The 25458-nt window shown below is 67.2% G+C and carries 25 protein-coding genes; 11 read left to right on the top strand and 14 right to left on the bottom strand.

What is annotated here, in order from left to right:
• Positions 1-14: 14 nt before the first annotated feature.
• On the top strand, positions 15-1091 hold the full coding sequence (locus GXN78_RS24675; RefSeq protein WP_106559090.1) for a hypothetical protein: 1077 nt from the start codon (positions 15-17) through the stop codon (positions 1089-1091).
• On the opposite strand, the gene GXN78_RS24670 is transcribed toward GXN78_RS24675, so the two are convergent.
• Positions 1081-2145 (bottom strand): RNA methyltransferase, encoded by a 1065-nt coding sequence (locus tag GXN78_RS24670; protein ID WP_106559089.1) that lies wholly within the window; start codon positions 2143-2145, stop codon positions 1081-1083. The genes GXN78_RS24675 and GXN78_RS24670 overlap by 11 nt on opposite strands.
• A gap of 162 nt (positions 2146-2307) precedes the next feature.
• Between GXN78_RS24670 and GXN78_RS40905 the strand changes: the two genes are divergently transcribed.
• The 4 genes from GXN78_RS40905 to GXN78_RS24655 all read left to right on the top strand — a co-directional run bounded on the left by GXN78_RS40905 (position 2308) and on the right by GXN78_RS24655 (position 6901).
• On the top strand, positions 2308-2460 hold the full coding sequence (locus GXN78_RS40905) for a hypothetical protein (RefSeq protein WP_106559088.1): 153 nt from the start codon (positions 2308-2310) through the stop codon (positions 2458-2460).
• A gap of 20 nt (positions 2461-2480) precedes the next feature.
• The gene (locus GXN78_RS24665) at positions 2481-3068 is read left to right on the top strand and encodes a septal ring lytic transglycosylase RlpA family protein (RefSeq protein ID WP_239142890.1); all 588 of its coding nucleotides are present in this window, start codon (positions 2481-2483) and stop codon (positions 3066-3068) included.
• Between the two features lie 71 nt (positions 3069-3139).
• The gene (locus GXN78_RS24660) at positions 3140-6376 is read left to right on the top strand and encodes a hypothetical protein (protein ID WP_146163118.1); all 3237 of its coding nucleotides are present in this window, start codon (positions 3140-3142) and stop codon (positions 6374-6376) included.
• Positions 6377-6388: 12 nt separating this feature from the next.
• Positions 6389-6901, top strand: coding sequence for a hypothetical protein (locus tag GXN78_RS24655; protein WP_106559086.1), 513 nt, complete (start codon positions 6389-6391; stop codon positions 6899-6901).
• A 6-nt stretch (positions 6902-6907) separates the two neighbouring features.
• On the opposite strand, the gene GXN78_RS24650 is transcribed toward GXN78_RS24655, so the two are convergent.
• Both GXN78_RS24650 and GXN78_RS24645 read right to left on the bottom strand, forming a co-directional pair.
• Positions 6908-7810, bottom strand: coding sequence for an ABC transporter substrate-binding protein (locus tag GXN78_RS24650; RefSeq protein ID WP_239142926.1), 903 nt, complete (start codon positions 7808-7810; stop codon positions 6908-6910).
• A gap of 139 nt (positions 7811-7949) precedes the next feature.
• Positions 7950-8849, bottom strand: coding sequence for a 1-acyl-sn-glycerol-3-phosphate acyltransferase (locus GXN78_RS24645; protein ID WP_164255727.1), 900 nt, complete (start codon positions 8847-8849; stop codon positions 7950-7952).
• 138 nt (positions 8850-8987) lie between these two features.
• Between GXN78_RS24645 and GXN78_RS24640 the strand changes: the two genes are divergently transcribed.
• The 4 genes from GXN78_RS24640 to GXN78_RS24625 all read left to right on the top strand — a co-directional run bounded on the left by GXN78_RS24640 (position 8988) and on the right by GXN78_RS24625 (position 11698).
• Positions 8988-9218: a DUF3072 domain-containing protein gene (locus GXN78_RS24640; RefSeq protein WP_106559083.1), complete on the top strand. Its 231-nt coding sequence runs from the start codon at positions 8988-8990 to the stop codon at positions 9216-9218.
• Between the two features lie 160 nt (positions 9219-9378).
• A complete protein-coding gene (locus GXN78_RS42000; protein WP_106559082.1) occupies positions 9379-9699 on the top strand; it encodes a DUF3761 domain-containing protein in 321 nt (106 codons plus the stop codon).
• Positions 9700-10201: 502 nt separating this feature from the next.
• Complete coding sequence (locus GXN78_RS24630; RefSeq protein ID WP_164255725.1) at positions 10202-11080, top strand: YihY/virulence factor BrkB family protein; 879 nt, start codon at positions 10202-10204, stop codon at positions 11078-11080.
• A gap of 174 nt (positions 11081-11254) precedes the next feature.
• Positions 11255-11698 (top strand): hypothetical protein, encoded by a 444-nt coding sequence (locus tag GXN78_RS24625; RefSeq protein ID WP_106559080.1) that lies wholly within the window; start codon positions 11255-11257, stop codon positions 11696-11698.
• Between the two features lie 84 nt (positions 11699-11782).
• Here the strand turns inward: GXN78_RS24625 and GXN78_RS42250 are convergent, their stop codons facing one another.
• The 11 genes from GXN78_RS42250 to GXN78_RS24580 form a co-directional block, all read right to left on the bottom strand.
• Positions 11783-12301: a GTP-binding protein gene (locus tag GXN78_RS42250; RefSeq protein WP_343231028.1), complete on the bottom strand. Its 519-nt coding sequence runs from the start codon at positions 12299-12301 to the stop codon at positions 11783-11785.
• Positions 12298-12459 carry a hypothetical protein gene (locus tag GXN78_RS42245; protein ID WP_343231027.1) on the bottom strand — a complete coding sequence of 54 codons (162 nt, stop codon included), beginning with the start codon at positions 12457-12459 and terminating at the stop codon, positions 12298-12300. The genes GXN78_RS42250 and GXN78_RS42245 overlap by 4 nt, the downstream gene beginning before the upstream one ends.
• A 58-nt stretch (positions 12460-12517) precedes the next feature.
• Positions 12518-12751, bottom strand: coding sequence for a GTP-binding protein (locus tag GXN78_RS42240; protein WP_343231026.1), 234 nt, complete (start codon positions 12749-12751; stop codon positions 12518-12520).
• Between the two features lies 1 nt (position 12752).
• Positions 12753-14423: an amidohydrolase gene (locus GXN78_RS24615; protein WP_106559078.1), complete on the bottom strand. Its 1671-nt coding sequence runs from the start codon at positions 14421-14423 to the stop codon at positions 12753-12755.
• Positions 14424-14475: 52 nt separating this feature from the next.
• A complete protein-coding gene (locus GXN78_RS24610) occupies positions 14476-15507 on the bottom strand; it encodes an oligopeptide/dipeptide ABC transporter ATP-binding protein (RefSeq protein WP_106559077.1) in 1032 nt (343 codons plus the stop codon).
• Positions 15504-16562: an ABC transporter ATP-binding protein gene (locus GXN78_RS24605; RefSeq protein ID WP_106559076.1), complete on the bottom strand. Its 1059-nt coding sequence runs from the start codon at positions 16560-16562 to the stop codon at positions 15504-15506. The genes GXN78_RS24610 and GXN78_RS24605 overlap by 4 nt, the downstream gene beginning before the upstream one ends.
• A gap of 2 nt (positions 16563-16564) precedes the next feature.
• Positions 16565-17473 (bottom strand): ABC transporter permease, encoded by a 909-nt coding sequence (locus tag GXN78_RS24600; RefSeq protein WP_164255722.1) that lies wholly within the window; start codon positions 17471-17473, stop codon positions 16565-16567.
• Positions 17470-18438, bottom strand: a complete 969-nt coding sequence (locus GXN78_RS24595) for an ABC transporter permease (RefSeq protein ID WP_106559074.1) — start codon at positions 18436-18438, stop codon at positions 17470-17472. Before GXN78_RS24595 ends, GXN78_RS24600 begins: the two co-directional genes overlap by 4 nt.
• A 15-nt stretch (positions 18439-18453) precedes the next feature.
• Positions 18454-20061, bottom strand: coding sequence for an ABC transporter substrate-binding protein (locus GXN78_RS24590; protein WP_106559073.1), 1608 nt, complete (start codon positions 20059-20061; stop codon positions 18454-18456).
• A 708-nt stretch (positions 20062-20769) separates the two neighbouring features.
• Positions 20770-22218: an FAD-dependent oxidoreductase gene (locus tag GXN78_RS24585; RefSeq protein WP_106559072.1), complete on the bottom strand. Its 1449-nt coding sequence runs from the start codon at positions 22216-22218 to the stop codon at positions 20770-20772.
• A 21-nt stretch (positions 22219-22239) separates the two neighbouring features.
• Positions 22240-22647 carry a nuclear transport factor 2 family protein gene (locus GXN78_RS24580; protein ID WP_106559071.1) on the bottom strand — a complete coding sequence of 136 codons (408 nt, stop codon included), beginning with the start codon at positions 22645-22647 and terminating at the stop codon, positions 22240-22242.
• Between the two features lie 118 nt (positions 22648-22765).
• Here GXN78_RS24580 and GXN78_RS24575 point away from each other — a divergent pair, with 118 nt between their 5' ends.
• Together GXN78_RS24575 and tauA are read left to right on the top strand one after the other, a co-directional pair.
• Positions 22766-24301, top strand: a complete 1536-nt coding sequence (locus GXN78_RS24575) for a PLP-dependent aminotransferase family protein (RefSeq protein ID WP_106559070.1) — start codon at positions 22766-22768, stop codon at positions 24299-24301.
• A 189-nt stretch (positions 24302-24490) separates the two neighbouring features.
• Entirely contained in the window at positions 24491-25447 is a 957-nt protein-coding gene (gene tauA / locus GXN78_RS24570; RefSeq protein ID WP_181360634.1) for a taurine ABC transporter substrate-binding protein, read from the top strand.
• Positions 25448-25458 lie beyond the last annotated feature (11 nt).

Here is a 25458-nt window from a genome sequence, read left to right as displayed (position 1 = left end):
TCGGAGGTGTTGATATGACGTCTCAAGACTGCGAAAAGATGAGAAAGAAGTGGGCCGACGATCTGAAGGCCGCCGGCAAGACCGCCCTTTCAGGAAAGCTGCTCGACATCGACGGTGCGTTGAGTGCGCTCTGGAGCACCTACCAGGGCTCGAAGCTCGGGCTGTCGATTCTTCTGGAAATGATCGACAGGTGGCACGGCGAGCATGCGGGCGCGGGCGCGTCAGACAAGACCTGGCTGGCGGTGACTGCCCTGGAAAGGTGGGCTGCGGGTGTCTATCACCAGAGTAGCGCCACGGTGAACGCGAGGGGAAGCGATTTCGGGCAGAAAGTGATCGCTCAACGGGCTGTCGTTCTGAAGAGCGGGCAGCTGCCGCTGAAGATCAGCTATGAAATCAAGCAAGAGCAACAATGGCCCAGCCAGGCGTTGAAGACTTACAAGTGGTCAACCTACCTCGAGGTGGCGGAGCACGGCCCCGTGGTGCTTGTTCGAGTCTTTGCGGCCTACGACCCGGGCGGTGCGAAGAGCCAGTCAATCAAGCAATCCATGAAAAACGTGATTGAAAGCTTCTGGAACGTTGCCAAAGTGGATCTCGGCGACGGTCGGAGAGCCAGAGACCTGCAATTTGATCTGACCTGGGTGGACCCAAGCACCACTTACCGTGAACTCATCGTGCCGAAGACGACGCCCATCGGTCCTCCACCCAAGCCATTGAACCTCATGAACCCGGCGGAGTTGAAAGCGTGGAGAGACCAGGTGTCCGAGGTGCGAGGCGTCGGCGCCAACCTGGGCACATGGGATGTGGAAGATCGCGTGGAAGTGATACACGAGTTCGGCCACATGATTGGAAATCCGGACGAGTACTTCATCAAGAGCTTCGAGAATGTCCCGTCGCCCTACCGCGCGGACATCTACGACAAGCCGGGTTTCACGACCGACAGCATCATGAACAACACGGACAACTATGACAAGAACAGCAACAAGTCATATGGAAAGATCCATCTGCGGCATTTCGACACCGTGAAACGCGCCATTGCGGAATACCTCAAATGCACGGGCCGGGCTGCGAATACCGTCACCATCACCCTGTGACGGAGCGCGCACCGGATTCCTGGCGCCAGTCGTCGACCCTTCGAAGCGGCACCTGCATATCGGCCGAACGCGCGCGCAACTGCCCACACCCGCCGTCGACATCCTGGCCCGCTGAATAGCGCAGCTTGGTCAGGATGCCGCGCTGATGCAGCGTGCGGGCCATCTGCTCGCAGCGCTCTCGCGAGGGGCGGCTGAACGCCACGCCATCCACTGCGTTGAAGGGGATCATGTTCAGCACGCCGTACTTGCCGGAGAGCAGCTTCACGATCCCTTCCATCTCCTCTTCACTGTCGTTGACGCCTTCCAGCAGCGTCCACTGGTACTGGATGGGGTAGCCGCTGGCCCGGGCATAGCGTTCGCACGCGGCAACCAGTTCCTCGGGCGTCATGTTCGGCGCGCGCGGAAGGAGGCTTCTGCGCAACTCGGCCTTGGTCGTGTGCAACGAGAGCGCCAGCCCGGGCTTGACGGATTGCTGATGCAGCCTCTCGAACGCGCGTGGATCGCCCACGGTGGAGAACACCAGGTTCTTGTGGCCGATGTTGCCCACCGTGCCGAGCAGGTCGATCGCCTCCATCACGTTGTCCAGGTTGTGGGCCGGTTCGCCCATGCCCATGAACACCACCTTGCGCACCGGCCGGCGCAGGCGGGCGAGGGCGACCTGGGCAACGATCTCGGCGCTTCCCAGTTGGCGCAGCAAGCCGTCGCGGCCCGTCATGCAGAACCGGCAGCCGACGGCGCACCCCACTTGCGACGAGACGCACAGGCCGTCCCGAGGCAGCAACACGCTTTCCACCATCTGGCCGTCCGCGAGGGCGACCAGCAGCCGCTCGGAACCATCGGCGCCCGGGTGGACCGCGTGGATGCGCGCCAGGCCCGCCAGCTCGGCTTCGATGGAGGGCAGGGCGGCCAGCAGCGACGACGGAAAGAAGCTGTCCGGCCGGCGCCTTCCGCTGTTGCGGGGGAGGGCATGGGACCACAGCCGCAGGATCCGCTGCTCGTGGCTGGGGCCCGCTCCGGCTTCCCGTAGTCGGCGTTTGATTTCGTGGATTCGCATGCGCTGCCTTTTTGGACACGTGAGTGTCGCACCCGGCGCATCGACGCTGCCCCGCACCCCTGCCCGGCGGAATCCGCCAGGCAAATCGGCGGCGTCCGACACATGGCGTGCGCTGGACGGGAAATGCTGCCTGCATCCACAGCGTCTGCAAGGGGAGCCGCCATGATCCGAAAGCTGGCATCGGGCCAATACCGCCTGTATTCGCGCAAGGTCGATCCCAAGACCGGCCGTCGGCGCAACCTCGGCACCTTCGACACGCGCTCGCAGGCCGAGCAGCACGAGCGCGAGGTGCAGTACTTCAAGCGGCACGGCTGAATGCGACGAGGCTCGCTGCCATGTCCGCGCTCCTCTCCTCACGACGCGCTGCGGCGCTTTGCGTGGCATGCGTGGTCTCCAGCTGCGCGATGGCCCCCACGCCACGGGACCGATCTACACAAGACTTCGCCCCGGATGTGAACTCGTCACGCGAGGCGCCGCCGGCTCCGCCGCAGTCGGCTGCGCCGCCGGCTCCGCCGCAGTCGGCTGCGCCGACACCGGCTCCGAAGCCATCTTCAGCCCCCAAGCCCGGACTCGACCGCAGCGGCAGCAAGCAGGTCGGAAAGGCGTCCTTCTACGCTGACAAGTTCGCCGGCCGCAAGATGGCGGACGGCACCCGCATGAACCCGCGTAACGACAACGCAGCCAGCAAGACGCTGCCCCTCGGGACCACCGCCAGGGTGACCAACCTCGACACGGGGCGCAGCGCGGTGGTCACCATCCAGGATCGCGGCCCGTTCGTGAAGGGGCGCATCGTCGACCTTTCGCCTGCCACGGCGCGCGAAATCGGGCTTTCGCGAGAAGACGGGCTGGCGCAGGTCGAGGTGACCCCGTTGTCGATACCTGAGCCTGATGAAACGAAGCCCGCCCGGACGACGACGCGTTGACGAAATCCTGGGCGAAGACGATTCCCCCGTGAGTTCGGCACTCGGCGGACGCCAGGCCGCTGGCGCAAAGGTTGGCATTCAGCAATACTTTGGTGTCGCTCTTCGTGGAAGATCCAATGCTTCGATTTCCCCCGGGAGGTCCATCCGATCAGAACTTCGTGACGTTGTCAGCGGACGTCGAGCACCTTCTCGATGCGGCGCGCACGGTCGAAGATTGCTTGGCGGCACTGGTCGCCATGCGACGCGAAGCCGACCAGCCCGGCGCGAGGGCCGGCCATCCCGGGCACACCGGGTGCCTGTCCTTTCGATTCCTTGTGAGTCCCCCGGCGCGTTTTTGTCTGGCCGGCGACGGCATGGACATTGAGTTTGCACTTGCGGAGGGCTCCGTTACCAAGGGAGAGCTGGCCGAGGCCGACCGCAAGCTCATCGAGCTGTGGTACCGGCGGATCCGTCCTGTCGTGATTGGCGCCTTCGATGCGGCGATGACTGCTGACTTGATCCTTCAAAACGTCTCGAGAGTCGTTTCCTTCTTGCCGTCGCTACCCGAGAACGAGGATGTCTCGACGCCCGAGTCGAACCCGTCTGCCGGCATCCCCATAGGCAATTGGCGCAATTGGCTGAGCGAGATCGTTGCCGAGTGGCAAGAGACCGGAGCAATGCCAGACGCGGTCACGGCCCTCCCGCTCTTGCTGGAGACGCTACCCTTCGATCTCGAAGGCGACGACAGGCGCCTCATCGTCGAGCCGGTCCGTTGCCTGTTCCTGCTGAGCCGCTGGATGCTCCCGGATCGGGAGGACGAGGACATAGACGACCTGATGATCTCCCTGCGCGAGCTTGCGCGCCTCATGGAGATCAAGGCGCAGTTGGGTCTCGCCGCAAACCTGGCGCACGCCGCGGCGAGCCTCGGCCGTCCTTCGAGCCCCGAAACCCGGAGAACCGCCATCGAGGGCATGCGGCTTGCTGCCGCAGTGCGGAACCCGGCGCAAACGGCCGCTTGCCACGCCCTCTACGCACGCGCCGTCGTCGCTGCCGCCGGCCCGGAACCCGATCGCCTCAAGGAAGCCTTCGGCGAAGTCGAGGATGCCATCGAGATCATGGCCGCCCTGCCTCCCGACCAGCGCGTGGGAATTGCGGGCACCCTGATGGATGCATTCGACGATCAGCCCATGATGGGCTCCCTGGCCCGGATCGTGGGGCAATTCGCCAGGCCGGGAGAACTCCCGCCAAGCGTCTGGCAGAAGCGCGTCCAGAGGACGCCCGCCAATGAATGGCTGCAACGAATCGTCTTGCTCTACGGCCCCGGAAGCCCGTGGTTACAGCTCGAGGACGCCAGGGCGGCACTGGAGCCCGCGGGGAACAGGGAACAGGCGATCGCCGACTGGAACCATTGGACGATTGACCACCACGCCTATCGGCACGTGATCCCGCATCACCGTTCGTTCTTGCGTGAGCGCGATTTCGACCTCAACCTTCTGGTCCTGACCCATGAGGTGACGCACGTGCTGAGCTTCCTCGGCGGCATCGGCATCGTGTTGACGAGCATGCGCGCCGCGGCACTCATCATGGGCGTGGCATCCTGGCTTCCGCATGCCAGCCCGGAGGTCGAAGGCTCCGATGCCGGCAGCCTGTTCGCGAGGCACGGACTCGCACCGCTTCGACCGAACGATGCGGCCGCCTCGCTCGATGTCTTGCTTTCGCTTGAACTGGCAACCAGGATTCGCGTCGTCCAGGATGTCTGGGCGCCCTGGCTGGAAGGCCTGGCGGTGTTCGGCGAGACGTCCGCGGATCCGTTGCAGGACGATCGGTTGATCGACCCGGTCAACGATGCGCTCCTCAATCTCGTCGATTTCGAACGCTCCGTGGGTGAGGATCATCGGGTGCTTCGGCAGTCGGGTGCCGAGACGGTGGAGGCCAGGCGCAAGCTTCTGGACGAGTTCCAGACCCGTTCGGCGGCGGCGGTGCGGCAACGCGGTGCCGAGCGCCTTCTGTCCGCATTTCGAGTGGGCAAGACGCCTTACCTGCTGGGCTACCTCGCTGTTCGGGCGGTGTGCGCGAACTGGAGGAAGACCTTGAAGCGTCGCATCAACGGAACCGAGATCTTCCGGGCCCTGTTGCACGCCACCCGTTATGACCTCGTCTCTTCCGTCCCGAACCTGGGCTTGCCCCTCCAGGACTTCACGGAAGCTGCGGCAGCGGGCATGGCGGATTGGGTTCGGCGCCTGTCGGCGTTGAGCGCCGACGACATCGAGATCGTCATCCAGGCTCGTGCGGACGACAACGACGCGACGTCCATCCATTGGATCGAAGGCCGGCCGAGGCCTGCGGAGAAAGACGAGTCGACCGGCGACAGGGTGATCGCCGAACTGCGGAAGCGCATCGATGAGGCCTTGAAGTCAAAGGCATCGGATCATCACGGAACGCTCGCGGGCTTCGCGAATCAGCTGCTGGTGCTCGGCAGCTTTCTACCCATCGGCCGGATGAAGGCGAGCTTTCACCTCTGCATCGACCCGGTGAATGGCAGCGGAAGACTCCTGCTCCTGTTGCGCACCACGGAACATCACATGGAAGGCGGCTCCAGCATGAATGTCTGGGGAACCTCCTTGTCCCGCGAGTCGGCCGAACACCTGGCCGGCCTTGTCGAGCGTGGCGGTCCGACGCGCATGGAGGTCACGCGCATCATCGATCTTGCTGGAATTGCGACGAAGGAGCTTGGCGTGTCGGGGTGGCACTTGTTCGCGGTGCGTTGCGACGACTGGTTCGAGCTGCGGGGAACGACCGTGGAGGTGCAGACCTTGCTCGACGTTCGTCCCGATTTGGCCAAGGAGCTGGCCGAAATCGTGCGGATGCGGCTCTATCCTGAAGGCCTCGTTCGCGCCGAGCGCGACCACATGGCCTCGGGCAGGCCTGCTGCGCGCCAGGCGATCGACTGGATCGACCAATCCAGGCAATGGGAACTGGACGGCGAACCGGTCGATGCGATGCCTGTGGTCGAGCAGGTCCGGACGATGGCCGAAGCCCTGGTGTCCGAGTCCGTCGACCAGGAGCGACGGCGCAAGGCCATGAGCGCGCTGGCGAGTGCGGTGTTCTTCGACGAAGCGCTGGCTCGGCGATTGAGCAGCAGCGATTTCTGGTCGCTCACCGCGGAGGCGCCCGATCAGCGGCGCACCATTGCAACCGCGCTGTTCCAGACGGCCCACGGCGATGGCGATGAGGGCCTGGTCCAGGAGGCCGTCGCAGCGCTCGAAACGTGCGGCTGCAACTTCTTCGTGCAGCACGGCCATGGGTGGGATGTCATGGGTTTTTATTGAAAGGAATACGTCATGAAGATGCTGGTCGTCCTCGGCGAGGACATTTTCGAGAGGGCCCTGGAAGCCGCGCACGCGTCGGGCACGACGGTCGGCGCGGGCACCACCGGCCTTGGCGCTCCCTTGACGGACGACGTCCGGCGCTGGATCGATGAGGTATGGGACGCGACCGAAGCCGCGTTGCTCAAGGCACGCCGGGAAGGCAGGCAAGCCGCTGCCGAACTTGTCCAGAAGGTCGACGCACTGCTCAAGCAAGCCGCCGTGGAGCTCGTGGATCGCTGCAAGGCGGTCAAGGATGCGATTACCGATCGTCTTTCCGACTACATCACGTCGGTCATCGACGCGGCACTTTTGCGGGTGCGTCCCGCGCTGTCCATTGGCGGTCGGGAGATGCTCGTCTCGTCCGTGACCATCGAGCAGCGCCTGATGTTGTCCGGATCGGTCAAGGCATCGCTCGAAGAGATCGTCGAATTCATTGCCGAAGGCGAACTGACGCTCTCCGCGGAGTACGGGTTGCCTCGAGCGTAGGTCCTGTCATTCGACCACTTCATCGGCCCGCAGCAGGATCGCACGCGGGACCGTGATGCCCAATGCCTTCGCGGTCTTGAGGTTAATGCTCAACTGGAACTTTGTCGGCCGTTCGATGGGTAGGTCGCCGGGGCGCGCTCCCTTGAGGATCTTGTCTACCTGCGCGACGCAACGTCGACCCAGGTCGCTGAGGTCCGCGCCGTAGCACATGAGAAAGCCCGCTTGCGTCATCAAAGGAAATTCGCTGATCGACAGCAGCTTGTCGTGCAGGGCGAGCGCTGCGAGGCGCGCGCGGTGCGCCACGAACGCGACCGCAAAGAGCGCTTGCGCGTTGCGCTCTCGCGCGAGCCTGAACGCCGCGTCGAAGTCGCTCGGTCCACGCACCTCGATGACTTGAAGTTGCAGGCCCAGTCGCTGGGCGCCGGCTTCCGTCTCCTGCACGACCTCCTTGGCGTCGACGATTTCGGCGGGATCGATGAGCATGGCCACTCGGACGACGGCCGGAAAAGCTTCCTTCAGAACCTCGAGGCACTTCGGGACGAGCTCGGGGTAAACGACAGTCAAGCCGGTGACATTGCCACCGGGGCGCGCCAAGCTCTGCGCCCAGCCTTCGCGCACCGGGTCGCTCCCGGACACCGTCACGATGGGGATGGTGCTGGTCGCCTTGCGTGCAGCCTCGCGCGCCGCCGGGGCAAACGCGACCAGGACGTCGACGTTCAATTGCACCAGGTCCGCAGCTTGCGCCGCGAGGCGCTCGGGCCGACTGTCCGCGAAGCGCTGCTCGATCAGGATGTTTGCCTTTTCCGCATAGCCGAGTTCTCGCAGCCCTTGCGTGAAGCCGACGAAGCGTGGGTCCTGGCTGGTGCCGGAAGGCGCGGCAGCGTACGAAAGAACGCCGATCCGTGGCATGCGGGCACGGGTTTGCGCGCCGGCGCCGTGCGGGATAGCGAGCGCGCTGACAACGAGGGCGAGCATCCAGTGCCGCCGGTCGTGCCTTTCTGCAGCGCGCGCAAGGTGCTCGTGCGCTGCTGCAGCAGATGCGCTCCTGTCAAGCATGCATGGGATTTTGCGCCAAGCTCCATGGGCCCGACTCGTCCGCAAAGATGAGGCAGCGCATCTGCGCTGCGATGGAAGCGCCGAGCGCCTGCGCGCCGTCTGATCCTGCGTTCAACGACTTGCCGAAGGTGACCTTGGCGACCCGATTGCGGTAGCGTGGCAGCGCCACCTGCAACGCTGCAGCGAGCTTCTCCTTGTTGCGCGGCGTGCGGCGCAACAGCGTGAGCGGATGCCTCTGTGCATCCGGCGAGATGACGTGGCTCACGAGCGCGGGCACGAACTGCGTTCGGGGAGCCAGCCGGGCGAACAGGGTGTAGCTGCTGGACCAGGTTTGCAAGGACGCCGCTGCCCGCTGCGGACCAAAGGTGGCGGGGTCGGGCTCGATCTCTCCGGCCGGGAAGGTCAGCAGAGCGCCACCTTCCTGCAAATGCCTGGCGGCGGTTCGTATGACCGCCATGCGCCCGCTTTCCTCATCCGGCAGAAAGATCAGTTGCCGCGCGACGTTGGGCAAGGCGCGAAGGAACGGGCGATCCGAGGCAATCACACGAAGGTCCGGGCGGGACGCGAGACTGGTGAAGAGTGCGACCGTGTCAGTCATGCCGGGGTGGTTGGCCAGAATGATCACAGGGCCTTGCGGCGGAACGTGTTCCAGGCCGGAGGTGGCGATGCCGGCAGTCATCCGGCTCATCAGCCACGCGCTGCCCTGCGCAAGGCCATGTTCGCCGACGCGAGTGTCGAACTCGTGCGCAGTCCGGGCGAAGCGGCGGGCTGCAGGGCGAAACAAGTGGGACAAAGGCGTGCCACGGAGGCGCAACAGGCCTGCCGAATCGAGCAGGTCGACGATGTTGAGTTCGGTCAGTGTTTCGACCGATGGTGACGCGGTGAGGGTCATCTGCCGGTGGTCGGCTTGGCACGGCCGAGGGTAGCCATCCATTCTTTCAGGGCTCGCGCAATGTAGGGAAGTCGTCCGACATGGTCTAGAACTGGTTTTTTATACAGTCACTTTCCTCAACCTCCAAGGAGCCCGCAGATGACGGACAAGACAATCCAGGCGCACGCCGCAGAGAGCAACATGGAGAAGGACCCGAAGGACTGGGTGACTGGTGACGAGCCGATGACGGGGGCCCAGCGCTCCTATCTCAAGACCCTGTCGGAGGAAGCCAAGGAAGACTTTGACGAGACGCTCACCAAGGCCGAGGCTTCTCGGCGCATCGACGAATTGCAGGCAAAGACGGGACGCGGCACTCCGCAGGCGAGATAGACCGTTTCTGGTTTTCACCGCACCGGGCAAGCGTTGGATCGAACTCGAAGCCTCGCGGCCTGCCGGATGTCCTACGTGAACCGGCAAGCAAGACTGTCGCCGCTGATTTCTCATCAGAGCAAGAAGGAACCGCACACCGAAAGCGCCAAGGAGTTCAGTCATGCGTTGTCGACCGGTTCTTCTCATCTGCTCATCCCTTTTTTGTTTCGCCGCGCAAGCACAGGCGCCAGCGAAGGCGCCGGCTGGCAGTACGGCGCAATGCAAGGACGGAACCTATTCGAGTGCCGCGAAGCGGTCCGACGCATGCGCCGGGCATCGGGGAGTCAAGACCTGGTATGGAGCTGCTGCAGCGGCAGTGCAGACCCAGTCTCCCGCAGTGACGGCGACCGGCGCTGCGCCTATGACGGGCGAGCCGTCCAAGACTCCGGCGACTGCGGAAAACCCGGTGAAGCCTGCGCAATCAGGGACGCAAAAGAAATAGCAAGCCGAACGAACCTGGGTCGACACGGGCGCAAGCTAAGCACTGCTCGGGCCTCTGCGCCGTAGTGCCATCCGGCCCGACCGGGTTATGTCGCCAACAACAAGGCCTACCTGCGGGCCACCCCCCACAGGATCCAGAACGACCTGCATGGTTGCTCTTAGGAAGCCAGCGTGCACCAAAAGGCTGACGACCTCGAAATCGCGATCGTCCGTCATGATCAAGGGGAGGCATTCGAGCGCGATGCCACGCAGTAATGCAATGTGGAGTGGGGTGAGGGGTTTGCGCGACACGCGAGCGAAAGTACAACGGGGCCGCAAATATCCCAACTCAGGATATCGGCCAGCTCGTCCCTCATGACCGTAGCCCGCGTGTGTGCACCCGCGCCTCTATGCAACACGGACCTCGCAACTGCGCGCCGTGTCCTGACACCAACCAGGTGAACATCGATGCCGACCGATTCCCTCGCTCCACGTGCAGGCAGAACACCTTGGCAAGACACCCCATGAGCCGCCTCAGCAATGCCTGGCACCGCGTGCAGCACGCCGCGATCTCCACGCCGGGCCTGCGCGTCATCGTGCTGGCCATCCGCAACTACATCCTGCACCAGAGCGCCAACCAGGCCGGGAGCCTGGCGTTCTCGTGGGTGCTTGCAATGTTTCCGCTGTTGATCCTGCTGTCCGCCGCCGCCGGCTTCATGGGGCAGCCTGGCGACGCAGCGGCGCTGGCCGATCGCGTGATGGGCTACGCGCCGCAGGTGGTGCGCGACGCAGTACAGCCGGTCATCGACCAGGTGCTGGCCCAGCGCAACCAGGCGCTGCTGACCATCGGCGTGGTGATGACCCTCTGGACCGCATCGTCGGGCATGCAAGGGGTGCGCACAGCACTGAATCGCTCCTACGGCATCCAGCGTGGCATGCCGTTCTGGAAGGCGCGCATCAAGGTCACGCTGTTCACGGTGATCGTGGGCACCGGCATCCTGGCAGCGTTCAGCTCGGTGATCATCATGCCGCACCTGTGGCAGCTGCTAGAGACCAACGTGGGAGCGGGGGAAGAGGCGCCTTGGCTGCGCAACAGCGTGCGCTACGGCTCGGCTTTCCTGGTGCTGACGATGCTGTACGCGCTGCTGTACGGCTGGCTGCCCGACACTCGCCAGCGGCTGCTCACCGTGATGCCCGGCGCCGTGGTGGGTGCGGCGCTGTGGGTCGCGGCTGCCGCCACCCTGTCGTATACGCTGCGTACCGCCGGCAAACTGGCGTTGCTGTACGGCAGCTTCGCCGGCGTGGTCGCGACGCTGGTGTTCCTGTACATCAGCGCGACCACACTGATCTTCGGCGCCGAGATCAACGCGGTGCTGCGCGAAACGCGTCGCACAGCCATGTAGGCACGCGCCGTCATGCCGCGGCGCTCACACCCTTCAATCCGATCAGGCGATAGAGCCTGTGTTTGTCGTCGATGCAAGCAGACCCTGAGTTCTCCCAATTAACCCAAGGAGACTTCAACGGCTGAACGGAACGAACCCAAAGACAAGGCAACCGCGACTGGGGTTGGCGCCGCCGTGGGTGGCGTCGCCGGCGGTGTGGCGGGAGGCGCGGCCGCAGGAGCGGCTGTCGGCGGCATGACCGGTCCCGTAGGCGCCGCCGTTGGAGCGGCAGTTGGAGCGGTGGCCGGGGCACTCGCCGGCCGAGCGGTCAAGGCAGACCCGGCCGAGGAGGACGCATATTGGCGCGACAACTACACCGGACGCCCCTACGTCGAGAGTGGGTCAACGTACGACGACTACGCCCCGGCATACCGCTATGGCGTCGACGCCTATTCGCGCTACCCCGAGCGCAGGTTCGACGATGTGGAGCCCGAACTGAGTCGTGACTGGGGAACCGCCCGAGGCCGATCTTCCCTCGAATGGGAGCGCGCCAAGCACGCCACGCGCGATGCCTGGCAACGCCTGAGCGACAAGGTCGAGCGCGCAATCCCTGGTGACTCCGACCGCGACGGTCGCTGAGTCGATTGGATGAACAAAGGCCCCGTGAAGGGGCCTTTGTCTTCGGCGGCACCCATTTGCGGCTCCGTGGCGTTTTGTTGCGGTTCAAGCGCCTGTGCCGGCGGAGACGCCTTGAAAGAAGGCCTTCTCCAGCGCAGCGACGTTCAGGTGACCCCGCAAACCAATCGTCACTACGGCCGCTCCGTTTGCCGGCGCGTCGGCCTTGCGCAGCGTGCCATGCCGCCCCGCGAACTGAATCTCCGACCATTCGGCCTCGCCGGTTCGCACAAGCCCCTTAAGTCGCAGCAACCCGGCCGGCGTATCGCGCAGCCAGGCGCGCAGGGTCCCCGAGTCGAAGATCTGCTCCGGCTGGCAGGACCAAGTGTCAAACAACTCGCCGTGATCGAGATGCGACTCGTGGTCCGCATGATCCTCATGGCCGCAGCCCGCATGCGCACACCCGCGCCCCTCGCGCGCCTCCGCCAACGACAAGCCTTCCCGCAACACCCTCGGCAACTCCGCCTGCGAAGTCTCGTACTGCGGCGTCCGCTCCGCAACCGCCGTCACCCATTCGCGCACCCGCGCCAACTCATCCGCCGTCACGCCATCGACCTTGTTGATCACCACCAGATCGGCCGCCCGAACCTGCCGCTCCAGCGTATCCGCCAGCAGCGGATCCCGCGCTGCCCCATCACCGCCGCCGCGTCCACCAGCACGATCACCCCCTCCAGCCCCAGCTCCGGCGCCGCCATCCCCATCTGCGCGATGCGCCAAGGATCCACACCCCGCTCGCCCCGATCACCACCGCATCGAAGCGCGTCCCCGACTCCAGCACCTGGATCAGCGCCGAGAAAGATCGTCCCCGATCTGACAGCACACGCATCCATTGGTCAGCGCAATCGTGTCCCCACTCGCCCCCACAATCAGCGCCGCATCGATGTTCAGCGCCCCGAAGTCATTGACCAGCACCGCGATTCGCTTTCCCTCGGCCTCGCGCAGCCATCGGTTGACCAGCGTGGTCTTCCCGGCGCCCAGAAAACCGCCGATGACGGTGAGCGGCAGCCGCTGCTTCACCTCAACCCCGCCGCGCCTCGAACACCCGCCCCGACAGCACCGTGCCCCACACACGCACATCCTTGAGCTTCATCGGATCGACCGCCAGCGGGTCCTCCTCCAGCACGCAGAAGTCCGCGCGCTTGCCGCATTCGATGCTGCCGATCTCCTGGTCCAGCTTCAGCGTCCAGGCCGCGCCGAGGGTGATGGCGCGCAGCGCTTGCGGCACGCTGATGCGCTCGGCCGCGCCCAGCAGGCGCCCCTTGGGCGTCACGCGGTTGACCGCGCACCAGGCCGTGAAAAGCGGCCCCAGCGGCGTCACCGGCGCATCGGAGTGAATGGCCAGCGGCACGCCGGCCGCGAGCGCGCTGCCGCAGGCGTCGAGCCGGTTGGCGCGATCGGGGCCCATGGTCATCTCGTAGTGCTGGTCGCCCCAGTACCAGATGTGGTTGGCGAAGAGGTTGGCGCTCAAGCCCAGCGCGGCCATGCGGCGGAACAGCGGCGCATCGATCATCTGGCCGTGCTGCAGCGTGTGGCGATGATCGGGCCGCGGCGCGCAGGCCAGCACGCGCTCGATGGCGTCGATGGCCGCCTCGCTGGCCTCGTCGCCGTTGGTGTGGGTGTGGATGGTGAGGCCGGCGCGGTGATAGGCCTCGAAGTCGGCCTCGTACTGCGCAGGCGCCGTCACCCAGATGCCGTTGGGCGCGCCGTTGAAATGGCCGGGCCAGCGCAGCCGCGCCGAGAAGCCCTGGATCGAGCCGTCGAGCATCATCTTCACCAGGCCGTAGCGCAGGCGGTCGGTGTTGCGCGGCATCAGGCTCTTCACATGCTCGGCGCCGGCCGGCGCGCCGTGCGTGCCATGAAAGGCCTGGAAGGCGGGCAGGATGCGCACGGCGTAGCCTTCGTCGCCGGTCACGGTCTCGAGCACGCGGCAGTCTTGCTCGGTGAGCTTGTTGACGAGGTCGGTGGCGGTGGTCACGCCCTGCATGCAGGCCAGGCGGCCGAAGGAGCGCACGCCGTCTTCGGTCATGGGCGCCAGCAGGCCCGCGTTGCCGATCTTGCGCAGCACCAGGAACATCGCGGCCGGCTCCTGCAGCTCGCCGGTGGGTTCGCCGGCCGCCTCGCCGTCGGCGAACTTGACCACGCCCTCGACCTCGTTGTCGCGGGTGATCTCGGCCAGCCGCAGCATGGCGCTGTTGACGTTCATCAGGTGGCCGTTGGCATGGCCGATGACGATGGGGCGGGTGCTGCTCGCGCGGTCGACGTGCGCGACGGTCATGCGTTCGCCGCCGAAGTAGATGGGGTCGAAGCCCCAGGCGATCAGGGGCTCGCTCTCGGGGCGGCCCGCGGCCTTCATCTGCGCATCGACCTCGGCCAGGCGCTCCACCACGGACTCCATCGAGCGCAGGCCGCTCCAGACCTTGCCTTCGGGGTCGCGGCGGTCGAACCAGCCCAGGTACGTCCAGTCCCACATGCTGCCTTCTTTCAAGTGGCAGTGGCCCTCGACCAGGCCGGGCATCAGCACCTTGTCGGCGAAGCGTTCGTCCAGCGTGAACGCGCCCCAGGCCTGCATGTCCTCCAACGTGCCGACCGCGAGCACCCGGCCGTCGCGCACGGCCACGTGGGTGGCCTCGGGCTGCATCGGGTTCATGGTGATGATCTTGCGGGCGGGGTAGACGGTGGTGGCGCTCATGAAAGAAGTGGGGAAAGGATGAGAGGGAAGAGGAGCGAATGGTGTGCCGGTTTCAGGCCGGCTGCAGGCGCAGAGGCGGCTGCGGCTGGCCCTGCAGGATCTCGACGCGCCGGCAGCGCACCCAGTGGTCGGGCGCCACTTCGCGCAGCGGCGGCAGCTCGGCCTTGCAGGCCGGCTCGGCCACTGGGCAGCGGCCGGCGAAGCGGCAGCCCGCGGGCGGATCGATCGGGCTGGGCGGGTCGCCCGTGAGCTTGATGCGCTGCGCCGCGCGCCGGCGCCCGCCGCTGACGGTGGGCACCGCCGACATCAGCGCCACGCTGTAGGGATGCAGCGGCCGCGCGAAGAAGCTGCGCCGCGGCGCGCGCTCCACGATCTGGCCCAGGTACATCACGGCGATGTCATCGCAGATGTGCTCCACCACCGCCATGTCGTGCGAGATGAAGAGGTAGGTCAGGCCCAGCTCGCGCTGCAGGCGCGCGAGCAGGTTGAGGATCTGCGCACGGATCGCGATGTCCAGCGCCGACACCGGCTCGTCGCACACCACCAGCTCGGGGTTGGTGGCCAGGGCCCGCGCGATGTTGATGCGCTGGCGCTGGCCGCCCGAGAACTGGTGCGGAAAAAGCTGCTGCTGCTCGGGCCGCAGGCCCACCGCCTCGAACAGCTCGGCCACGCGCTGCGTGCGCTCGGCCGGGGTGCCGATCTTCATCAGGTCCAGCGGCGCACGCACCGCGGCGCCGGCGCGCTCGCGCGGGTTGAGCGAGGAGAAGGGGTCCTGGAAGATGATCTGCATGCGCGAGCGCGCCTTGCGCAGCGCCTCGCCTTCCAGCGTGCCGAGCTGGGTGTCGCCCAGCTGCACGTGGCCGCCGGTGATGGGCGCGAGCCGCATCACCGCCAGCGCGGTGGTGGTCTTGCCCGAGCCCGATTCGCCCACCACGGCCAGCGTACTGCCGCGCCGGACCTGGAAGGACACGCCGTCCACCGCCTTCACCACTTCGGCGGGGCGGCCCCAGCCGGCCTTGCCGCGCGGGAAGTGGACTTTGAGATCGTTGACCGACAGCAGCGTATCGGCATCCATCAAGCTCATGCAGCCTCCTTCAACTTGTGCGGCTGCGGCGCCGCGTGCAGCCAGCAGGCCGCGCCATGCGGCATCGCCGCGTGCAGGGGAACGACGGCGCTCGGCACCTCGAACATGGGCGGCACCTCGGTCGCGCAGCGCTCCATGGCATGCGGGCAGCGCTCGCGGAAGGCGCAGCCGCTGCCCAGCTCCCAGATCGAGGGCACCATGCCGGCGATCTCGGGCAGGGCCTCGCGCTCCTCGCTGGCCGTGCTGCTGCCCAGCTCGGGCAGGCACTCGATCAGGCCACGGGTGTAGGGGTGGCTCGGCTCGCCCAGAACCTGGGCGGTGGTGCCTTGCTCGATCACGCGGCCGGCGTACATCACCATCACGCGGTCGGCCATCTCGGCCACCGCGCCCATGTCGTGGGTGATGAGCAGGATGGCCGTGCCCTTCTCGCGCTGCAGCTCGCGCAGCAGGTCGAAGATCTGCGCCTGCACCGTCACGTCCAGCGCGGTGGTGGGCTCGTCGGCGATCAGGATGTCGGGCCGGCAGGCCAGGGCCATCGCGATCATCACGCGCTGGCGCATGCCGCCGGAGAGCTGGTGCGGGTACTCGTCGACGCGCCGCTCCGGCGCCGGGATGCCCACCTGCCGCAGCATCTCGATGGCGCGCAGCCGTGCCGCGTGCACGTTCATCCCCGCATGCAGCTGCAGCGATTCGGCGATCTGGTCGCCCACGGTGAACACCGGGTTGAGCGATGTCATCGGCTCCTGGAAGATCATCGAGATGCGGTTGCCGCGCACCTCGCGCATGCGGGCGTCGCCGGCCTTGAGCAGGTCCTCGTCCTGGAACAGCACGCGGCCGCCGCTGATGCGGCCGGGCGGGGAGGGGATCAGGCGCAGCAGGGCCAGCGCGGTCATGCTCTTGCCGCAGCCGGACTCGCCGACCACGCAGAGGGTCTCGCCGCCGCGGATCTCGAAGTCCACGCCGTTGAGCACCTGGGCCTGGCCGCGGCGCGTCCTGAACTCGACGTGCAGGTCCTGCACGCGCAGCAGGGGCTGGTTGGAGGAAGGTGCGGGCATGCTCAGCGCTCCCTCAGCTTGGGGTTGAGTGCATCGTTCAGGCCGTCGCCGATGAGGCTGACCGCGAGCACGGTAAAGAAGATGGCCGCGCCCGGGAAGGCCACCGCCCACCAGCAGGACAGCACGTACTGCCGGCTCGATCCGATCATCAGGCCCCAGCTCATCTGGTTGGGATCGCCCAGGCCCAGGAAGGAGAGGCCGGCCTCGAACAGGATGGCCGCGCCCACCGCGAGCGTGGCCGACACCACCAGCGGCGGCAGCGCGTTGGGCAGGATCACCTTCCAGATGATGCGTGCGTTGCCGGCGCCGATGGCGCGCTCCGCACGCACGAACTCCAGGCCGCGGTACTTGAGGAACTCGGCGCGCGTGAGCCGCGCGGTGCCTGTCCAGCTGACGATGCCGATGGCCAGCGTCACGGTGACCAGCGAGGGCGAGAACAGCGTCACCACCACCATCGCGAAGAGCAGGGCGGGCAGCACCTGGAAGAACTCCGTCAGGCGCATCAGGGCGGCATCGACCTTGCCGCCGTAGTAGCCGGCGAAGGCGCCCAGCGTGATGCCGATCGCCACCGACAGCAGCGCCGCCACCGCGCCCACCAGCAGCGTGGCGCGGCCGCCGTAGATGAGCGTAGTGAGGACGTCGCGGCCCAGGTAGTCGCTGCCCAGCCAGGCCTCCTCGCTGAAGGGCGGGGTGAGCGGGGCGGAGCGGATCTCGAAGGGATCAGCCGGGTAGACCCACGGGCCGGCGATCGCGACCAGCAGGATCAGCAGCAGCATCGCCATGCCGGCGATGGCTGAGGGTTGCAGGGAACATGCGCAGCGCCTCCGTGCCGGGTGCTCGACCTTCGGCGTTAGGCGGGCCGCGGGCGGGGCCGCGGCGACCGAGTGTTGCAGGGTGGCGCTCTTGTTCATGACGACTTGATCCGCGGATCGATGAGGCGGTAGCACAGGTCGGTGAGCTGGTTCATCACCACCACCACGATGGAAGAGAACAGCAGCACGCCGAGGATGGTCGGGTAGTCGCGGCGCAGCACCGAGTCGAAGGCGAGCCGGCCCAGGCCGGGCCAGTTGAACACCGTCTCGACCAGGATCGCACCGGCCAGCACGTTGCCGAACTGCAGGCCCAGCACCGTCACCACCGGCAGCAGCGCGTTGCGCAGCGCATGCTTGTAGAGCACCACGCGCTCGGCCAGGCCCTTGGCGCGCGCGGTGCGGATGAAGTCGGCGCCCAGCACGTCGAGCATCGAGGAGCGCGCGAGCCGGCTGTACTGCGCGAGGTACACCAGCCCCAGCGTGACCGTCGGCAGCACCAGGTGGTGCAGCACGTCGAACACGCCCGCGATGCCTTCGCCCGAGCCGTCGACCGAGCGCATGCCGGCCACCGGGAGGATGGGCAGGATCGAGGCGAAGAGGATCACCAGCATGATCCCCACCCAGAACACCGGCGCCGCGAAGCCCACCATCGACAGCACGGTGATGAACTGCGACAGCGCGCCGTTGGGCTTGCGCGAGGACAGCACACCGAGCGCGGTGCCGACCAGAAAGGCCAGCAGCACCGAACTCAGCACCAGCAGCAGCGTGGCGGGCACGCGCTCGGCGATCAGCGAGGTGACGGGCAGGTTGAAGAAGTAGGAGTAGCCCAGGTCGCCCTGCAGCACCTTGCCGAGGTAGACGCCCAGCTGCACCGGCAGCGGGCGGTCCAGCCCGTACTGCGTGCGCAGCTGCGCCATGAGTTCGGGCGACATGCCGCCGCTGGCGCCGGCGATGGTCTCCACCGGATCGCCGGGCGCGGCGTGCACCAGCACGAAGTTGAGGATCACCACCGCCAGCACCAGGGCCAGGCCCTGCAGCAGGCGCGATGCGATGTAGCGCGGCATGGTCGTCGCTCCTGCCTACTTGAAGTACACCTCGTCGTAGGGCGACATCGGCCCCCAGATGCTGGCCGGCACGTTCGCCAGCTTCTTGCTCACGGCCGTGTGATAGGGCACCTGGTTGATGAAGACGATGGGCAGCTCGTCGGTCACGATCTTCTCGAAGGTGGCGTAGTAGGCCTTGCGCTTGACCGGGTCGATGATGCCGCCGGCAGTGTTGAGCAGCTCGTCCACCTTCGGGTTGCTGTAGGACTGCGTATTGGTCCAGACCACCGGCTTGATGTTGGTCGAGAGGTAGGTGCGGTGTACGCCGATGATGGGGTCGCCCCAGTTGAAGACCAGGTCCATCGACATGTCGAAGTCGTGCGAGGCCATGCGCTTGGCCCAGGCCGGGAAGTCGGCCGAGGCGCGCACCTCGACCGCGATGCCGACCTTCTTGAGCTGGCCGCGGATGTACTCGGCCACCGTCTTCTGCTGATCGTCGGCGCCGGGCAGGTAGTCGATGGTGAGCTTGAAGCGCTCGCCGCCCGCGCCGGCCTTGTAGCCGGCGGCGTCCAGCATCTCGGCGGCTTTCTTCAGGTCCACCGGGTAGCGCACCAGGTCCGGAACGGCGAAGGGGCTGCTGGCCACGATGGGGCCGTCGGCCGGCGTCGCGAAGCCGGCCATCAGTGCCTTGGTGATGAAGTTCTTGTCGATCGCGGTGGCGATGGCCTTGCGCACCTGCACGTCCGACAGCGGCTTCTTCGTCAGGTTGAAGGCCAGCCAGTTGAGGGCGCCGATGCCCTCGTAGCCCTTGGGCGTGAGCGCGACCTGCGGGTTGGTCGCCAGGCGCTTGAGGTCGGTGGGCACGCTCGCGAAGGGCAGCATCTGCACGTCGCCGCGCTCCAGGCCGAGCATCAGGCTGGCCATGTCGGGCGTGATGTTGACGATCACCTTGTCGAGGTAGGGCTTGCCGGGGAGGAAGAACTTGTCGAAGCGCTCCATCACGATGCGCTGGCCCGGCTTGAACTCGACCAGCTTGAAGGGGCCCGAGCCCACCATGTCGGTGCTGTTGCGCGGATGGGTCTTGAGGTCCTGGCCGTCGCCGTAGATGTGCTTGGGCAGGATGGGGCAGAGGGCCGGCGACATCGCCAGCACGATCGCCGGGTGCGGCGTGCTCATGCGGATGATGGCGGTGTGGGGGTCGGGCGTGTCCACCTTCTCCACCGGGCCCATCATGGTGGTGAAGGGGTGGTTGGCCTTGATCGCCATGATCGAGAAGGCGACGTCGGCCGAGGTGACGGGCTTGCCGTCGTGGAACACGGCGTTCTTGCGCAGGTTGAGTGTGAGCGACTTGCCGTCCTCGGCCAGCTTCCACGACTCGGCCAGGTAGGGCTGCGGATTCCACTTGTCGTCGAAGCGCAGCGGGCTGGCGAAGATCTGGGTCGAAGGCACGGCGGTCGCGATGCCCGACTGCACCGCGCCGTTGAGGTGCCGCGGGGTCTGGGTGTTGCCCAGCACCAGCGTGCCGCCGCGCTTGGGGGCTTCGTCGGCGGCGGCAGCTGCGGCGGGTGTCGCGAGCAGCGCGCCGGCGGCGGCCAGGGTGGCCGACAGCATGGCAGCTCGGCGTGTGAACGTGAAGGTGGGCATGCGTGACCTCGTGAAAGTCGACTGGGGGAAAAGCGTCTGCGGCCGTTGCCGGCCTCGATGCCGAAGATAGGCCCAGGGCGGGCGCCGGCGAAGATCCACGTGTCGGCCAGTTGAAGGGCCAGAAGGGGCGGGTTTTTACGGGGGCGCACCAGGGCAATGCGCGTGCCCCCAATTAGGGCCATGACGAAGTGCCGAGCTTTGATCGCGCGGGGGTGCGGAGGCGTGCGGCATGCCCTGGGCCGGCCGACGTCGCCGGCCGCTTCGCGGCTGCCCTGCGCTGCTCGCGTCAGGCGGTCTGCTCAAACTCGCTTCGCTCAAACAGTCGCGAGCCCTGATCCGCCTGCCGCTGCGCTGCTCGGCGGCGCCTCAACGGCCGGCCCAGGGCTGCCGCACGCCTCCGTGGACAGGCCTGCTGCTGTGGATGCGTCCGGTGCCCTCATCCCAGCCCTCCCCAGAGGGGGAGGGCAAGGAGGATGCGGGCAGCGCTTCCATCGCGCGCAGGCTAGTTACCCTCCCCCTCTGGGGAGGGCTGGGAGGCACTGGGCCTTCGAGATGCACGCAACGTCCCCACACCTTCGAGCCGGGCCCGCAGTGCATGCCGGGCGCGCACTCGGCGACCACGAACACGGCCATCGTGGTTGAGCGCGACAAGAAGCTCGTGCGCATCACGGCCGAAGAGTTGCGCACCCGCGCGAAGTAGATGCCGCCCTACTTCTCGTCCCGCAGCCAATACCACTTGTAGAGCACGCGCTGCCCCATCCGCCGGAAGGGCGCGAAAGCCGGCGACTCCACGAGCCCCATCACGTTGGGGAAGGGCAGCGGCGAGCGATAGATCGGCAGCTCGAACACCTCGCGCCCCGCGTCCTGCCCGGCCATGCGCTCGGCCAGGCGCTTGCCCGCCCAAGTCGAGAAGGAGACGCCGTTGCCGCCGTAGCCCACGGCGTACCAGATCTTCTTGTCGGGCTCGGGCTGCGCGATGCGCGGCATCATGTCGTGGCTCACGTCCACCCAGCCCCACCACGAATAGTCGATCTGGATGCCGGCGAGCGGCGGGAACTTGCGGGCGATCGCATCGGTGAGCAGCTTCAGGTGCACCGGGTCCTCGGCATCGGCGCCACTGACCGAGCTGCGGCTGCCCAGCTGCAGCCGGTTGCCCTTGAGCAGCCGGTAGTAGAAGCGCAGCGTGCGCGTGTCGGTCAGGAAGGTAAGCGACTTGAAGTTGGTGGCCTGGAGCTCGGCCTCGGTCAGCGGGCGCGTGACCACCGAGTTCGACAGGATCGGCATGATCTTGTTCTTGAGCAGCGGCGAGAGCGCCTGCCCCGTGTAGCCGCCCGTGCACACCGCCACGCGCCGCGCGCGCACGATGCCGCCGGGGGTGCGCAGGTGGTGAACGCCGTCGATGGTCTGCCAGCCCTGCACCGGGCTCGAGGTGTGGATCTTCACGCCCAGCGCGCGCGCCTTGCGCATCAGCCCGAAGGTGAACTTGAGCGGATGGATGCCCACGCCCTCCCGCTCGAAGAGCGCGCCCGCGGCCTCGCGTTCGTCGCAGTAGTCGCGCCGCACTTCCTCGGCCGTGAGCATGCGCGTGTCGTAGCCGAACTGCTCGCGCATCACGCGCGCCTCAGCCTCGAGGCTGGCGAGCTTCTCGGGCCGGTGGGCCAGGTAGAGGTGGCCGCCGTCGTAGGCGTCGCAGTCGATCTGCGTCGTCAGGTGCCTGAAGTTCTCGAAGCCGGCGCGGATCTCGGCGTCGAGGCGCCGGGCCGTGTCCAGGCCCCAGCGCTGGATCCACTGCGAGCGCTTGAGCCGGCCGCTGGCGTTCTGGCCCTGGCCGCCGCTGCGGCTGGAGCAGCCCCACGACGCCTGGTTGGCCTCCAGCACCGTGGCCTGGATGCCGTGCTCCTGCGCGAGGTACAGCGCCGTCGACATGCCGGTCGCGCCGGAGCCGATGATGGCCACGTCCACGTCGATGTCGCGCACAACCGGCCCATCGTCCTCGGGCGGCGTGCCCGCGCTGGCGACCCACCAGGTGGGCGCATAGGCGCGGCCGGCGCCCGGATCGGGTGCCACCAGCGGGTCGTAGCGCGGGTCGTAGGGCTTGGCCGCGGGCGCGGCCCGGCCGGCGGTCGAGAACTGGGCGGTGCCTGCGGTGATCGTCATGGCGTTTCCTCGAACCGCGAACTACTTCGCCGCGGGCAGGTTCGGCCGCGTCTTGCGGAACACGTTCTTGAGCGCGATCTTGCCGTCCTTGAAGCTGAAGACATCGATGCCGTCGGTCTCGATGCGGCTGCCGTCGGCTGCGGTGCCGGTGAAGGTCCACTGCGAGGTGCCGAAGTCGCCGGCGACGAAGTGCCGGCCGTTGATCCACTGCGCGTCGGGCACCGTCTCCCAGGCCGCGGCGAAGGCCTTGCGCACCGCCGCCGTGCCGCTGTGGCGGGTGCCGCAGGCCTCGGGGCCGGCGGCGGTCTGGAACACGCAGTCCGCGTGCATGAAGCCCATCAGCGCCTCGATGTCGTGGCGGTTCCAGGCGTCGCTGAAGGCCTCCAGGGTGGCGGTGGTCACGGGGGCGGGCGATGCTGTTGTTGTCACGCGAAACTCCTGTCTGGTCGATGAGCGGAGCGTAGAGAGACGGCGGGCGCGGTGATAGAGCCAGATGCGGGGATTCGACCGAGCCAGACGCTTTCAACCGGCCTAAACTTTGCCCACCATGCACAACTCCCGAGCCATCCAGTGGGCGCAGCTCTTCGCGCTGCCCGACCAACCCGGCCTGCCGTTGCAGGGCCGTCTGCGCGCGGCGGTGGTGCAGGCCATCCTCGAGGACCGGCTGAGCCCGGGCGCGCCGCTGCCCTCGTCGCGCGAGCTGGCGGCGCTGCTGGGCCTGAGCCGCAACACCGTGACCTCGGCCTACCTGCAATTGATGGACGAAGGCTTCCTGGAGGCGCGCCCGCGCAGCGGCGTGTTCGTCGCACACAACGCGCGGCCGCTCACCGCCGAGCTGGCCGAGCCGCTGGTGGGGCGCAGCGGGCAGTCGGGCCAGCCGCCGGAGTGGTCGGCGCGGGTGCTGCGCTCGCAGCTCGACCGGCCCACGCTGTCCAAGCCCGACCGGTGGCGCGACTACCCGTACCCCTTCGTCTACGGCACCTACGACCCGCAGCTGTTCCCCACCGAGGACTTCCGCGAATGCTGCGCGCGCAGTCTGGCGCGCTCGCAGCTGCCGCACTGGACGCCCGACTTCGAGACCGACGACGTGCCCGACCTGATCGAGCAGATCCGCACGCGCCTCCTGCCCCGGCGCGGCGTGTTCGCGCTGAAGGAGGAGATCCTGGTCACCCTCGGCGCCCAGCATGCGTGCTACCTGCTGGCCGAGGCGCTGTTCGACGAGCACACGCGCGTCGGCCTGGAGGAGCCGGGCCATCCGCATGCGCGCAACAGCTTCGCGATGCGCAACCCGAAGTGGGTGGAGATCGAGGTCGACGAGGAGGGCCTGGTGGTCGATGCGCTGCCGGCCGCCGACTACTTGTTCTGCACGCCTTCGCACCAGAGCCCCACCACCGCCACGCTGAGCCTGGAGCGCCGGCAGTGGCTGCTGCGCAAGGCCGAGCTGCAGGACTTCGTGATCATCGAGGACGACTACGAGGCCGAGAACCTGTACGAGGGCACGCCGATGCCGGCGCTCAAGAGCCTGGACAAGACGGGGCGCGTGATCTATGTGGGCTCGGTGTCCAAGAGCCTGTCGCCGGCGCTGCGCCTGGGCTTCATCGTGGCGCCGCGCGCGCTGATCAAGGAGCTGCGGGTGATCCGGCATGCGATGGTGCGGCATCCCAGCGCCTTCCTGCAGCATGCCTATGCGCTGTTTCTTTCGCTGGGGCATCACGAGTCGCATGCGCGGCGGGTCAACCATGCGATGCAGGAGCGCCTGGCGCTGGCGGCGCAGGCGCTGCGCGACCACCTGCCTGACTTCGAGTTCAAGCTGCCCTCGGGCGGCGCCTCGATCTGGGTGCAGGCGCCGTCGTGGGTGGATGCGGCGGAGCTGGCGCTGATGGCGCGCAGCCATGGGGTGCTGATCGAGGCGGGCGATGTGTTCTTCAACAAGCCGCCGTATCCGTGCCCCTTCTTCCGGCTGCGCTTGTCGTCGATCGCGGCGGCGCAGATTCCGGCGGGGATCCGGGCGCTGGGGATGGCGGTGCAGGAGCTGGCGCAGGCGCGCGGGGAGAGCCTGAGCGCCGGGCCTCGCACCCACTGACGCACCGCCCTCGTGCGCCCCGCACCAGAACAAGGGTAAGTCCCCATCCACTGGCTCCATGCCCGCTTCAGGGCTGGCACTTCCGGCTGCCCGGCGATGGGTGCAAAGTCCATTCAGCTTCACCACCAGGAGAAACGAATGAACATGTCCCGCCGCTTCACCCTCTCATGCGCGGCCTTCTGTGCCGCGATGGCCCTCGGCACCGCCGCCCAGGCGCAGACCAAGGAGCTCACCTTCGCCCATCAGGATATGCTGGTCCCGCTGCGCCTCGTGATGGAGTCGGGCGAGGTCGAGAAGGCCACCGGCTACAAGATCAACTGGCGCATGTTCTCCGGCGGCGGCGACGTGATCCGCGCCATGGCCTCGGGCGACGTGCAGATGGGCGAGACGGGCTCCAGCCCGCTGACCGCGGCGGCCAGCCAGGGCCAGGACATCAAGCTGTTCTGGATCTCGGCCGACATCGCCGACGCCGAGGCGCTGATCGCACGCAACGCGTCCGGCATCGCGAGCATGAAGGACCTGAAGGGCAAGAAGGTCGCCACGCCCTTCGTCTCCACCGCCCACTACCAGCTGATGGCCGGCATGAAGATGGACGGCGTGGACCCGAAGACGGTCAACGTGATGAACATGCGCCCGCCCGAGATCGCCGCCGCCTGGGAGCGCGGCGACATCGACGCGACCTTCATCTGGGACCCGGTGCTGTCGCGCATCCGCTCCGGCGGCAAGACCATCGCCACCTCCGGCAGCATCGGCAAGCGCGGCGCGCCCACCTTCGAGGGCATCGTGGTGAATGCCAAGTGGGCTGCCGCCAACGAGCCCTTCATGGTCGCCTTCGTGAAGGCGCTCAACCGCGCCAACGAGGAGTACAAGGCCTCCGGCAAGAGCTGGACGCCCGATTCGCCCCAGACCAAGGCCATGGCCAAGTGGACCAAGGCCGACCCCAAGGACGTGGGCGCGGCGATGGCGCTCTACAGCTTCCCGACCTTCGCCGAGCAGGTCTCGCCCACCTGGCTGGGCGGCGGTGCGGCCAAGGCGATGGCCAACACGGCCGTGTTCCTCAAGGAACAGGGCCGGGTGCAGGAGGTCAAGGCCGACTACAGCGGCTTCGTGACCACGGCCTACGTCGAGAAGGCGATGGCGAAGTAAGGAAAGCACGC

This window comes from Variovorax sp. WS11, from assembly GCF_010499245.1.
Lineage (GTDB): Bacteria > Pseudomonadota > Gammaproteobacteria > Burkholderiales > Burkholderiaceae_C > Variovorax.
The sequence above is the reverse complement of the archived record's forward strand: the minus strand, read 5'-3'. Positions and strand labels throughout refer to the sequence as shown.